The following is a 12,769-nucleotide window of genomic DNA, read 5'->3' on the forward strand; positions in this document are numbered from 1 at the left end:
GCCGCTACCCTGGTAGCCCGAGGGGAAGGGGCACCAAGAGGGTGGCTAGGACCTACAACGTCGTGACGTACGGCTGCCAGATGAACGTGCACGATTCCGAACGCATCTCCGGCCTGCTTGAACAGGCCGGCTACGTGCGTGCGGTGCCGGCCGACGACACCCCCGACATCGTCGTTTTCAACACCTGCGCGGTCCGGGAGAACGCCGACAACCGGCTCTACGGCAACCTCGGTCGTCTGCGCCCCGTGAAGGACAAGCACCCCGGGATGCAGATCGCGGTCGGCGGCTGCCTGGCCCAGAAGGACCGTGGCGAGATCGTCCGCAAGGCTCCCTGGGTGGATGTGGTCTTCGGCACCCACAATATCGGTGCGCTGCCGGTGCTGCTGGAGCGGGCCCGGCACAACGCCGCCGCCGAGGTGGAGATCCTGGAGTCGCTGGACGTCTTCCCGTCCACGCTTCCCACCCGGCGCGAGTCGACGTACGCCGGCTGGGTGTCGATCTCGGTGGGCTGCAACAACACCTGCACGTTCTGCATCGTGCCGGCGCTGCGCGGCAAGGAGAAGGACCGCCGCCCCGGCGACATCCTCTCCGAGGTGCGCGCCCTGGTCGACGAGGGCGTGCTGGAGGTGACCCTGCTCGGGCAGAACGTCAACTCCTACGGCGTCGAGTTCGGGGACCGGTACGCGTTCGGCAAGCTGCTGCGCGCGTGCGGCGACATCGACGGGCTGGAGCGGGTCCGGTTCACCAGCCCGCACCCGAAGGACTTCACCGACGACGTGATCGCCGCGATGGCCGAGACGCCGAACGTCTGCCACTCGCTGCACATGCCGTTGCAGTCCGGATCCGACGACGTGCTCCGGGCGATGCGCCGGTCCTACCGCTCCGAGCGCTACCTGGGGATCATCGAGAAGGTCCGGGCGGCCATGCCGGACGCCGCGATCACCACCGACATCATCGTCGGCTTCCCCGGCGAGACCGAGGCCGACTTCCAGCGCACCCTGGACGTGGTCCGCGAGGCCCGGTTCTCCTCGGCATTCACCTTCCAGTACTCCAAGCGCCCCGGCACCCCCGCCGCCACCATGGACGGCCAACTGCCCAAGCAGGTCGTGCAGGAGCGCTACGAGCGGCTGGTCGCCACCGTCGAGGAGATCACCTGGGCGGAGAACAAGCGCCTGGTGGGGGAGACCGTCGAGGTGCTGGTCGCGGTCGGCGAAGGCCGCAAGGACGAGCAGACCGGGCGGATGTCCGGCCGGGCCCGTGACGGTCGGCTGGTGCACTTCGCGACGGGAACGGCCGACGGCGGGTCGATGGCCGGCCAGATCCGGCCGGGGGACATCGTGCACACCACCGTCACGTACGCCGCGCCGCATCACCTCAACGCCGACGGTGCGCCGCTGTCGCACCGGCGGACCCGGGCCGGCGACGCCGCCGAGGCGGGGCGCTCTCCGCGTACTCCCGGGGTGTTGCTGGGGCTGCCCACGATCGGCGCCCCCGCGGTCGTGCCCGCACCCACCAGCGGCTGCGCCGCGCACTGATCCGACGGTAGGGGTCCCTTGTTGTCGCCCGGCGACAACAAGGGACCCCTGCTCACGCCGTGATCCGGCGGCCCGGCGGCTCAGCAGCCGGTGTCGGTGAGCTTCACCGTGCCGCTCGCCGTCCGCGCTGCCCGTGCCTCACGCCCGCGCCACCCTGCCCGCGGCGCGCGTACCCCGCATGATCGTGCTCGATCCTGGTTGTAGTGGTCTCGCTCCGATCCTGATGCCACTACTTCCTGGATCGAGCACGATCATGGGCGCGGGGCGCGGGGCGCGGGGCGCGGGGCGCGGGCCGCGGGGCGCGGGGCGCGGGCCGCGGGCCGCGGGCCGCGGACGTGCGGAAGCCCCGGTCCCCTAGCGGGGCCGGGGCTTCCGGAACGCGTCAGCTCAGCCGGCCTGCTCGGCGAGCTGGAGGAACTGCCGCTTGGCGGCGAGGGCCTGCTCGGCCTCCTTGATCCGGCGGGCGTCCCCGGCGCTCTGCGCCCGGGCCAGCCGGTCCTCCGCCTCCGCCACCTGCGCCCGCATCTGGGCGAGCAGCGGGTTGTCCTCCTTGGTGGTCCGGCGCCACGCCGAGTCCATCACCTCGCGGACCTTGTCGTCGATGACGCGCAGCCGGCGCTCCAGCCCGGAGGCGGCCTCCCGGGGAACCCGGCCGGCCTCGTGCCACTGGGCCTGGATCTCCCGCAGCTTGGCCTGGGCGCCCTTCGGGTCACCGTCGATGTCCAGTGCCTCGGCCTCGGCCAGCAGGGCCTGCTTGCGCTCCAGGTTGCCGCGCTGCTCGTTGTCCCGGGCGGAGAAGACCTCACTGCGCCGGCTGAAGAAGGAGTCCTGTGCGGCCCGGAACCGTTCCCAGAGCTTCTGCTCGGCCTCCTTGGAGGCGCGCGGCGCGGCCTTCCACTGGGTCATCAGCTCCTTGAGCTGGTTGGCGGTGGCCGCCCACTCCGTGGAGTCGCTGAGCTTCTCCGCTTCGGCGACCAGCTCCTCCTTGGCCGTCTGCGCCTGCTTGCGCTGCGCGTCCAGGGAGGCGAAGTGCGCGCCCCGGCGGCGGGTGAAGCCGTCCCGGGCGGCGGCGAACCGCTTCCACAGCTCACCGTCGGCCTTCTTGTCGACCCCGCGGATGGACTTCCACTCGTCGAGGATCTCCTTGAGCCGGTCCCCGGCGGTCTTCCAGCCGGTGGACTCGGCGGCGAGCTTCTCGGCCTCTTCGACCAGCGCGGTCTTGCGGGCCAGGGCCTCGACGCGAGCGGCGTCCCGGGCAGCGCGCGCCTCGCCGGCCTTCTCCTCGGCGAGGGTGGCCAGCTTGTCCAGCCGCGCGGCCAGCGCGTCGATGTCGCCGACCACGTGGGCTTCGGGCAGCGAGGCGCGGATCCGCCGGATCGTGCTCAGCGAGTGCCCGGCATCCGCCGCGCCCGAGTTGAGCCGCGCCTCAGTCAGGTCCACCTCGGTCACCAGGTCGGCGAAGCGGCGTGCGAAGTGCGCCAGGCCCTCCTCAGGTGCTCCCGCCTGCCAGGATCCGACCACCCGCTCGCCCTCGGTGGTCTTGACGTACACGGTGCCGTCCGCGTCCACCCGTCCGAAGGCAGTCCAGTCGCTCATGTGCCCATCCTCGTTCTCCCGGCGTCGAGGGAACTGGCCCCCGTCGCCGCCACGGCGCAGTCAAGTTGCTTCCGGCATTGTCACAGGTCCGACCCCGTCCGCGTCGAGCGCCTATCGCCGACCGTGACCATACGGTGTCCTAGCGCCCGAATGACCGGATCGGCGCGGAGACGCACCGAGCATTCCCGCTACGGTGAACGAGTGCCACTGGTCGCCGCCGCAGTCTGCCCCCATCCGCCCCTGCTCGTGCCCGAGGTGGCGGCCGCCGCCGCACCGGAACTGGACGACCTGCGGGCGGCCTGTGACATCGCCGTACGCGGCCTTTTGACCGCCGACCCGGACGCCGTGGTGCTCCTCGGCGCCGGCCCGGCCACCGGCCCGATCCTGCCACCGGCCACCGGCTCCCTGCAGCCCTGGGGCGTCGACCTGGACGTGCCGCTGACTCCCGGCCAGCCCGACCGGGGCGCGGTCCTGCCGCTGAGCCTGACCATCGGCGCATGGCTGCTGGCCCGGCACCGTGTGCGGCCGCCGGTGACCGCCGTGCAGGTGGCCGCCGACGCCGGCCCCGCCGAGCTGGCCGCGCTCGCCGACCAGATCAGCGCCGTCGGCGCCCGGGTGGCGCTGCTGGTGCTCGGGGACGGGTCGGCCTGCCGGGGGGAGAAGTCTCCCGGGTACGACGACCCGCGCGCCCGCCCGTACGACCAGCGGGTCGCCACGGCCCTGGCCGGGGCGGACCTGGACGTCCTGCTTGACCTCGACCCCGGCCTGTCCGCGGAGCTGAAGGCCGCCGGCCGGGCGCCCTGGCAGGTGCTCGCCGGCGCGGCCCGGTCGGCGGGGCGCCGGTGGCGGGGCGAGCTGCTGCACGACGCCGCCCCCTACGGTGTCGCCTACTTCGTGGCGTCCTGGGAGCCCGCGTGACCCGCGACGGGGTTCGCCCGGTCGGCACGGTCGTCGCGGTGGTCGGCCCGACCGCGGCGGGTAAGTCGGCGCTGAGCATCGCGTTGGCGCACGCCCTGGACGGGGAGGTGGTCAACGCCGACTCGATGCAGCTCTACCGGGGCATGGACATCGGCACCGCCAAGCTGACCCCCGCCGAGCGGGATGGGGTGCCGCACCACCTGCTGGACGTCTGGGAGGTCACCGAGCCGGCCAGCGTCGCGGAGTACCAGCGACTGGCCCGTGCCGCCGTGGACGACATCCTGTCCCGGGGGCGGGTGCCGCTGCTGGTCGGCGGCTCAGGGCTGTACGTGCGGGCGGTGCTGGAGCACTTCGACTTCCCGGGCACCGACCCGGCGCTGCGCGAGCGGCTGGAACGGGAGCTGGCCGAGGTCGGCCCGGCGCCGCTGTACGCGCGGCTGCGCGCCGCCGACCCGGCCGCCGCCGAGGGCATCCTGCCCGGCAACGGCCGGCGGATCGTCCGGGCACTGGAGGTGATCGAGCTCACCGGTGCACCGTTCGCCGCGTCGCTGCCCGAGCCGACGCCGTACTACCCGTCGGTGCAGCTCGGGGTGGACCTGGACACCGGGCTGCTGGACGAGCGGATCGCCCTGCGGGTCGACCGGATGTGGGCCGACGGCCTGGTCGCCGAGACCCGCGAGCTGGTCGGGCGAGGGCTGCCCGCGGGGCGGACGGCCAGCCGGGCGCTCGGCTACCAGCAGGTGCTGCGCCTGTTCGCCGGTGAGCTGACCGAGGCGCAGGCGCACGAGGAGACGGTCCGGGCGACCCGGCGGTTCGTCCGCCGCCAGCGTTCCTGGTTCCGGCGCGACCCCCGGATCCACTGGCTGGACTCGGCAACGCCGGACCTGATCGAGGCCGCCCTGCGCCTGGTGCCCGCCGCTGCGCGATGATGGAGACGTGGAGTTCACCAAGGGCCACGGCACCGGCAACGACTTCGTCCTCCTTCCCGACCCGGACGGTCAGCTCGATCTGACCCCGGAGTTGGTCGCGGCACTCTGCGACCGACGGCGGGGCATCGGCGCGGACGGGGTGCTGCGGGTGGTCCGCGCGGCCAAGCATCCCGACGGCGCCGGGCAGGCCGGTGAGGCCGAGTGGTTCATGGACTACTGGAACGCCGACGGCTCGTTCGCCGAGATGTGCGGCAATGGCGCCCGGGTTTTCGTCCGCTACCTGATCGACACCGGGCTGGCCACGCCCGCGGGCACGGCGCTGCCGGTGGCCACCCGCGCCGGCCTGGTACGCGCGCTGGTCGAGGGGGACACCGTCGCCGTCGAGATGCGTCGTCCCCGGCTGCACGCCGGCTCGGCGGCCACCTTGGGCGGGCTGACCCTGCCCGGCACCGCCGTGGACGTCGGCAACCCGCACCTGGTCTGTGTCCTGCCGGCTGCCCTGGACCTGTCCGCGCTGGACCTCAAGACCGCGCCCGGGTACGACCCGGAGGTCTTCCCGGCCGGGGTGAACGTGGAGTTCATCGTGGCGGGCGAGCCGGTCGACGGCACTGACGAGCACACCCTGATGCGGGTGTACGAGCGCGGCAGCGCGGAGACCCTCTCCTGCGGCACCGGCGCCTGCGCGGTGGCCGCCGTGGCCCTGCGCGACGGCGGACGGGACGCCGGGGTGGTCGCGGTGGACGTCCTCGGTGGCCGCGTCACGGTCACCGTGACGGACGACTCCTGCTGGCTCTCCGGCCCTGCCGTCCTGGTGGCCACCGGAGAGGTCGACCTCGCCGCGCTGCCCGGGGCCGCCTGACCCTGCCCTCTGTTGATCAAGAGGTTTGCGTCACCAGCGGGGCGCTGGATGACGCAGACCTCTTGATCAACAGGGGTCGGGAAGGGTCAGGGGGTGGCGGAGGCGTTGGCGGCGATCTCGGGGAGGTCGGCGGGGCCGGGGTCGGCGGCCGGCAGCGGGCTGGGGTTGTGGGCGGCGGCGCGTACGGCGGCGGCGACCGCCGGGGCGACCCGGGGGTCGAAGACGCTCGGCACGATCACCGTCGGGTTGATCTTTTCCTCGCCGACCACGTCGGCGATGGCCCGGGCAGCCGCGATCGCCATCTCCTCGGTGAACTCCTCGGCGTGCGCGTCGAGCATGCCGCGGAAGACACCCGGGAAGGCGAGCACGTTGTTGATCTGGTTCGGCTGGTCCGAGCGGCCGGTGGCGACCACCGCGGCGTACTTGCGCGCCTCCCGCGGGTCGACCTCCGGGTCCGGGTTGGCGAGCGCGAAGACGATCGAGTCCTTGGCCATTCCGGCGATGTCGTCGCCGGTCAGCAGGTTCGGCGCGCTCACCCCGATGAACACGTCGGCACCCTGGATCGCGCCCGGCAGATCGCCGGAGTAGTTCTCCTTGTTGGTGTTCTCCGCCAGCCACTGCCAGGCCGAGTTGAGCCCGGTCTGCCCGCGGTGCAGGGCGCCCTCCCGGTCGTACGCGATGATGTCGCCGACGCCCTGGCGCAGCAGCAGCTTCATGATCGCGGTGCCGGCCGCGCCGGCACCGGAGACCACCACCCGGACGTCCGCGAGCTGCTTGCCCACCACCCGCAGCGCGTTGGTCAGCGCGGCCAGCACGCAGATCGCGGTGCCGTGCTGGTCGTCGTGGAAGACCGGAATGTCCAGCAGCTCCCGCAGCCGGGCCTCGATCTCGAAGCAGCGCGGCGCGGCGATGTCCTCCAGGTTGATCCCGCCGTACGCCGGCGCGATCGCCTTGACGATGGCCACGATCTCGTCGGTGTCCTGGGTGTCCAGCACCACCGGCCAGGCGTCCACCCCGCCGAAGCGCTTGAACAGCGCCGCCTTGCCCTCCATCACCGGCAGCGACGCGGCCGGCCCGAGGTTGCCCAGGCCGAGCACCGCGGAGCCGTCGCTGACCACCGCGACGGTGTTGCGCTTGATGGTCAGCCGGCGGGCGTCCGCCGGGTTCTCGGCGATCGCCATGCAGACCCGGGCAACCCCCGGGGTGTACGCCCGGGACAGCTCGTCACGGTTGCGCAGCGCGACCTTCGAGGTCACCTCGATCTTGCCGCCCAGGTGCAGCAGGAACGTCCGGTCCGAAACCTTGCGCACGTCGACGCCGTCCAGCGCGGTCAGCGCGTCGACCACCTGGTCGGCGTGGCTCGCGTCGGCGGTGTCACAGGTCAGGTCGACGATCACGTGGGTCGGGTCCGAGTCCACCACGTCCAACGCCGTGACGATCGCCCCGGCTTCGCCGACCGACGTGGTGAGCCGGCCGATCGAGGAGGCGTCCGCGGTTACGGCGATCCGGATGGTGATTGAAAATCCGGCGCTCGGCAGTCGGGTGATGGCCACGGGATCCCTCCGTCACGGCTGGGCGGCCGCTCGGCCGCCGCCCCGCATTTCTACCGGGTTGTCGAGGTCGACCGGCATTCGCCCCCACTTTTGGTGACCCCTGGGGTGGGCATATAGCAGGTGCGCTCAGCGTTGCGTCATGTCAGGATTACTTTCTACTTATCAAAACGGACAGGAGACCCGCTTGCGAGACCAGGAGAGCTTCGTCCCCGTCGAGGACGAGTTCGACGACGTCACCACTGGCGAGATGGAGCTGTCGGAGCGGCAGTCGCTGCGACGCGTACCGGGCCTCTCCACCGAGCTCACCGACGTCACCGAGGTGGAATACCGGCAGCTGCGGCTGGAGCGGGTCGTCCTGGTGGGTGTCTGGACCGAGGGCACGGTGACCGACGCGGAGAATTCGCTGACCGAGCTGGCCGCGCTGGCCGAGACCGCTGGTTCGCAGGTGCTCGAAGGGCTGATCCAGCGCCGCACCCGACCCGACCCGGCCACCTACATCGGTCGCGGCAAGGTTGAGGATCTCGGCGCGGTGGTGCTGTCCAGCGGTGCCGACACGGTGATCTGTGACGGCGAGCTGTCCCCGTCCCAGCTGCGCAACCTGGAGCAGCGCACCAAGGTCAAGGTGGTCGACCGGACGGCGCTGATCCTCGACATCTTCGCCCAGCACGCCAAGAGCAAGGAAGGCAAGGCGCAGGTCGAGCTGGCCCAGCTCGAATACCTGCTGCCGCGACTGCGCGGTTGGGGCGAGACGCTCTCCCGGCAGACCGGTGGTAGCGGTCGCGGCGGTGGCGCCGGCGGCGGCGTGGGTCTGCGTGGTCCCGGTGAGACCAAGCTGGAGACCGACCGGCGTCGGATCCGTACCCGCATCTCCCGGCTGCGCCGCGAGATCAAGGGCATGAAGACGGTACGCCAGACCAAGCGTGCGCGGCGTTCCCGTAACGCTGTCCCCGCGGTGGCCATCGCCGGCTACACCAACGCCGGCAAGTCCAGCCTGCTCAACCGGCTGACCGGCGCGGGCGTGCTGGTGGAGAACGCGCTGTTCGCCACCCTGGACCCGACGACCCGTAAGGCCACCGCCTCCGACGGACGGCTCTACACCCTCTCCGACACGGTCGGTTTCGTCCGGCACCTGCCGCACCAGATCGTCGAGGCGTTCCGCTCGACGCTGGAGGAGGTCGCCGAGTCGGATCTGGTGGTGCACGTCGTCGACGGCACCCACCCGGATCCGGAGGAGCAGGTTCGGGCGGTCCACGAGGTGCTCGCCGAGGTGGGCGCGGAGCGGCTTCCCGAGCTGCTGGTGGTCAACAAGACCGACTCGGCCGACGAGGACACGCTGCTGCGGCTCAAGCGGCTCTGGCCGGACGCGATCTTCGTCTCCGCGCACTCCGGGTGGGGCATTGACGGGCTGCGCGAGGCGATCGAGGAGCGGTTGCCGCGTCCGGCGGTGGAGGTCCGCGCTGTGCTGCCGTACGACCGGGGTGACCTGGTGGCGCGGGTGCACCGCACGGGCGAGGTGCTCAGCACGTCACACCTGCCGGAGGGCACCCTGCTGCACGTCCGGGTCGGTGCGGCGCTCGCCGCTGAGCTGGCGCCGTTCGATGTCGAGCGGCAGGGTCAGGCGGCTGGCGTCCGGGCCTGAGCGTCCACGCGTCATCCAACAGAAACGCGTGGCATGCGACACTGGCCGAATGCGCCGCGTTGTTTCCTCGGTCACGGTTGCCCTCGGCCTGCTTGGGGCAACCGTGGCGCTCGCCGGAGTCGCCGCTGCGGCACCCGCTCCCGGGTCGTCCGAGCAGCCTGCCGTCACGCCTGGTAAGAAGCGTTGCACGATCGTCGACGAGCGGCTCCGGGAGTTGTCCGGGCTTGTGGCCACCAAGAGCGGCTACATCGTCATCAACGACGGCACCGACAACGCGGCACGCAAGCGGGTCTTCTTCCTGGACAGTAAGTGCAAGATCTCGAAGGAGCCGGTCCGGTACTCGGGGCAGGGTCCGTTCGACACCGAGGACCTCGCCCTCTCCAAGGACGGCGCGACCCTCTGGATCGCCGACATCGGCGACAACGCCACCTCGAAGGAGCGCCGTACCCGGATCGCGCTCTGGTCGATGCCGGTCACCGGCGCCAAGCAGCCGGTGTTGCACCGGCTCTCCTACCCCGAGGGCAAGCCGCACGACGCCGAGGCGCTGATCATCGGCGACGACGGCAAACCGCTGATCATCACGAAGGTGACCAGCGGCAAGGCCGAGATCTACACGCCGGCAGCGGCGTTGAAGAACGGTGACACCGACCCGGTGCCGATGCGCAAGGTCGGCGACATCTCACTGCCTCGGACAGAGACCGAGAACCCGCTCAACACGTTCGGTCGGGTCGCGATCACGGGCGCGGCGCGGTCGCCGGACGGCGCGCGGGTGGTCCTGCGCACCTACGCGGACGCCTTCGAGTTCGACGTGACCGGCGGTGACATCGTCGGTGCGCTCACCACCGAGAAGCCCCGGGTCACGCCGCTCGCCGACCCGTTCGGTGAGGCCATCACCTACACCCTGGACGGCAAGACCTTCCTCACTGTCTCCGACGGTCAGCAGTTCACCGAGGACGACACGGTCGACATCCTCAGCTATACGCCGTCCACCTCGACGGCGGCGCCGCTGGCGGCCGCCGGTGGCGCCAAACCGGCCGCCTCGAAGTCCTGGATCGACGGGCTGAGCTTCGACGACATCACCTACCTGGTCGGCGCGGTCGGGCTGATCGGTCTGCTGCTGGTCGGTGCCGGCATCATCGGCATCCTTCGTGCCCGCCGCCGGCCGCCGGCCGCCGACGCGTCTGACCGCTCTGATCCGGACGGCGCTCCCGTCGACCGGCGCGGCGGCCGTGCCGACGACGGTTTCCCGGCGGCCGGTGACCGCTCGGGCGGTGTCTACGGCGGCGGCGCGCCGGCTGGCGGCGCGGTCTACGGCGGGGGTCGTGGTGGTCCGGGCCCGGCGGGTGGTGCGGCCCCGGCAGGTGGCGCGGTGTACGGCGGTGGCCGTCCGGCGGCTGCCGATGGTGGCTACGGCCCGGCCCGGCCCGGCGGCGGAGGAGCCGGTGGTGGTGTCTACGGCGGCGGTCGTCCCCCTGCGGGTGGCGGTGGCCGGCCTGCGGGTGGCGGTGGCGGTCGTCCCCCTGCGGGTGGCGGCGGTCGTCCCGGCGGTGGCGTGTACGGCGGCGGTGGCCAGCCCGGCGGCGGCCAGCCTGGCGGCGGTCGTGCGGAGCCGCCCCGGCGTGGTGGTCAGGAGCCCGACTACCGGGGCCAGCGGCCCGGCCGTCGGCGTGACGAGGAAGTGCCCGGTGACCCGTACGGGCAGTATCCCGGTGGCGGTCGTGGCCACCGGGGCGACCGCTACTGACGCCTCGGATCAGGGCCGTGGCGTGCGATGGCCGATCGGTCGAACCGTCGTCGGGTCAGCGCGGGTGAGCGCTGTCGGCACTCACCCGCGGACCGGTCAGATCCGACGTAGCACCGCCACGACCCGGCCCATGATGGTGGCGTCGTCACCGGGGATCGGGTCGAAGGCCGGGTTCTGCGGCATCAGCCAGACGTGCCCGTCGCGCCGCCGGTAGGTCTTCACCGTCGCCTCGCCATCGAGCATGGCTGCGACGATCTCGCCCGAGTCGGCGGTCGGCTGCTGCCGGACGACCACCCAGTCGCCGTCGCAGATCGCCGCGTCGAGCATCGAGTCACCCTTGACCTGGAGCATGAAGACCTCGCCCTCGCCCACCAGCTCGCGGGGGAGGGGGAAGATGTCCTCCACCGCCTGCTCGGCGAGGATCGGCCCACCAGCGGCGATCCGGCCCAGCATCGGCACGTACGCCGGAGTCGGCCGCTGTGCCCGGCTCAGCTCGTCGTCGATGGCCTCGCTGGGGGCGCGGACGTCCACCGCGCGCGGCCGGTTGGGGTCGCGGCGCAGGAAGCCCTTCTTCTCCAGCTCCTTGAGCTGGTAGGCGACGCTGGACGGCGACACCAGGCCGACCGCCTCGCCGATCTCCCGGACGCTTGGCGGGTAGCCGTGCCGCTCCACCCAGTTGCGGATGAACTCCAGGATGCGGCGCTGGCGGGCGGTCAGGTCGACCGTCGCCGGGTCGGGGAAGGTGCTGACCACCGGAGTGACCGGGCGCACGGCGGGCTGGCCCGTCCGGCTGCGCGCGGCGCTGCGGCGTCGGGTGGCCGGTGGGCCCGCCTCGGTGATCTGCTGCGGGCTCTTCGGCCGGCTGGCCCGGTCCTCGGTCACGTCCGTCCTCCCTGGTCGGCGCTGGGTGCCTCGTCGGCTCGTGGTGCGTGCAGTGGTGCCACGACGGTGCTGAGGGTGGTGCGTCGCCGGGTGTGCTGAAGATCCATCACGCCCGGTTGTTCCTGACCGTATAGGTGAGATCGGTCATTTTCAAACATCTGTACGACCTCTCACCGGCGTGTCGGGGTGAAAAACGGCTCCTGTCGTACGGATGTTCTGATAAATGGTACGTCGGGTAGCACGGGTGTTCGATCGTCGGCCGTTTTCCGGGCCGCTTCGGCCTGCCGGCCGGCAACTCGCGCGGCGCCCCGACGTTGGGTCTTCCGGCGGGGCGTTGGGGTGCTGATGACCGGATGGTCCGTGACGCGCCGGACATGCCAGCCAACTTGACCCGGGTTCGCCCGCGACATACGGTCAACCCCTAGATGTAGTAGTGACACGGGCGTAAGTTGCCTACAGGTTGGGTCCGACTACCGACCGCACTCCCGTAGGGTTGCTCACGGCGGGGGCCATCTGAGGGTGGCGCCGTCGCGGTGAGCCATGTCCGGGGGTGCCCGGTGCGGCCGAGTTGATCATGATTAGGAGGTAGGCGATGCGGTGTCCGTACTGCCGGCACGCTGACTCCCGGGTGGTCGACTCGCGGGAGGCCGACGACGGCCAGCTCATCCGACGGCGACGGTCCTGCCCGGAGTGCGGCAAGCGGTTCACCACTGTCGAGGAGGCGGTCCTCGCGGTCGTCAAGCGCAGCGGGGTGACCGAGCCGTTCAGCCGTACGAAGATCATCGGCGGGGTGCGCAAGGCGTGCCAGGGCCGGCCGGTCGACGAGGACTCGATCGCGCTGCTGGCCCAGAAGGTCGAGGAGACCGTACGGGCGAAGGGCGCGGCCGAGATCCCCAGCCACGACGTGGGGCTGGCCATCCTGGGCCCTCTGCGGGACCTGGACGAGGTGGCGTACCTGCGGTTCGCCAGCGTCTACCGGTCCTTCGACTCGCTCGCCGACTTCGAGCAGGAGATCGAGACATTGCGGGCCGCCGCCCGCGCCCGGGAGGGCGCGGTGGAGGCCGGGGCGGCGGGGACCGCCGGCCGTACCAATTGAGGTTTGTGTTGCTGACAG

At 72.0% G+C, this 12,769-nt stretch carries 10 protein-coding genes; 7 read left to right on the forward strand and 3 right to left on the reverse strand.

Features of this window, described 5'->3' with window-relative positions; genetic code table 11:
- Positions 1-41 precede the first annotated feature (41 nt).
- The gene (gene miaB, locus ABZV00_RS20055; protein WP_328424791.1) at positions 42-1,535 is read left to right on the forward strand and encodes a tRNA (N6-isopentenyl adenosine(37)-C2)-methylthiotransferase MiaB; all 1,494 of its coding nucleotides are present in this window, start codon (positions 42-44) and stop codon (positions 1,533-1,535) included.
- Between the two features lie 387 nt (positions 1,536-1,922).
- Here miaB and ABZV00_RS20060 read toward each other — a convergent pair whose 3' ends face one another.
- The gene (locus tag ABZV00_RS20060; protein WP_355608305.1) at positions 1,923-3,131 is read right to left on the reverse strand and encodes a DUF349 domain-containing protein; all 1,209 of its coding nucleotides are present in this window, start codon (positions 3,129-3,131) and stop codon (positions 1,923-1,925) included.
- A gap of 150 nt (positions 3,132-3,281) precedes the next feature.
- Here ABZV00_RS20060 and ABZV00_RS20065 point away from each other — a divergent pair, with 150 nt between their 5' ends.
- From ABZV00_RS20065 to dapF, 3 genes are read left to right on the forward strand one after another with little or no spacing between them, the layout of a single operon-like run.
- Positions 3,282-4,049, forward strand: a complete 768-nt coding sequence (locus ABZV00_RS20065) for a hypothetical protein (protein WP_355608308.1) — start codon at positions 3,282-3,284, stop codon at positions 4,047-4,049.
- On the forward strand, positions 4,046-4,978 hold the full coding sequence (gene miaA, locus ABZV00_RS20070; protein ID WP_355608311.1) for a tRNA (adenosine(37)-N6)-dimethylallyltransferase MiaA: 933 nt from the start codon (positions 4,046-4,048) through the stop codon (positions 4,976-4,978). Before ABZV00_RS20065 ends, miaA begins: the two co-directional genes overlap by 4 nt.
- A 7-nt stretch (positions 4,979-4,985) precedes the next feature.
- On the forward strand, positions 4,986-5,837 hold the full coding sequence (gene dapF / locus ABZV00_RS20075) for a diaminopimelate epimerase (protein WP_355608314.1): 852 nt from the start codon (positions 4,986-4,988) through the stop codon (positions 5,835-5,837).
- 86 nt (positions 5,838-5,923) lie between these two features.
- Here the strand turns inward: dapF and ABZV00_RS20080 are convergent, their stop codons facing one another.
- The gene (locus tag ABZV00_RS20080; RefSeq protein WP_328424801.1) at positions 5,924-7,390 is read right to left on the reverse strand and encodes an NAD-dependent malic enzyme; all 1,467 of its coding nucleotides are present in this window, start codon (positions 7,388-7,390) and stop codon (positions 5,924-5,926) included.
- Positions 7,391-7,574: 184 nt separating this feature from the next.
- On the opposite strand from ABZV00_RS20080, the gene hflX reads away from it, so the two are divergent.
- Positions 7,575-9,029, forward strand: a complete 1,455-nt coding sequence (hflX, locus tag ABZV00_RS20085) for a GTPase HflX (protein ID WP_355608317.1) — start codon at positions 7,575-7,577, stop codon at positions 9,027-9,029.
- A 49-nt stretch (positions 9,030-9,078) separates the two neighbouring features.
- Entirely contained in the window at positions 9,079-10,773 is a 1,695-nt protein-coding gene (locus ABZV00_RS20090) for a hypothetical protein (RefSeq protein WP_355608319.1), read from the forward strand.
- Positions 10,774-10,869: 96 nt separating this feature from the next.
- On the opposite strand, the gene lexA is transcribed toward ABZV00_RS20090, so the two are convergent.
- Entirely contained in the window at positions 10,870-11,655 is a 786-nt protein-coding gene (gene lexA, locus ABZV00_RS20095; protein WP_074318043.1) for a transcriptional repressor LexA, read from the reverse strand.
- Between the two features lie 592 nt (positions 11,656-12,247).
- Here lexA and nrdR point away from each other — a divergent pair.
- Positions 12,248-12,751, forward strand: a complete 504-nt coding sequence (gene nrdR, locus ABZV00_RS20100) for a transcriptional regulator NrdR (RefSeq protein WP_328424809.1) — start codon at positions 12,248-12,250, stop codon at positions 12,749-12,751.
- Positions 12,752-12,769 lie beyond the last annotated feature (18 nt).

Origin of the sequence: Micromonospora sp. NPDC005173 (assembly GCF_040608515.1) — a bacterium.
Classification (GTDB): domain Bacteria; phylum Actinomycetota; class Actinomycetes; order Mycobacteriales; family Micromonosporaceae; genus Micromonospora.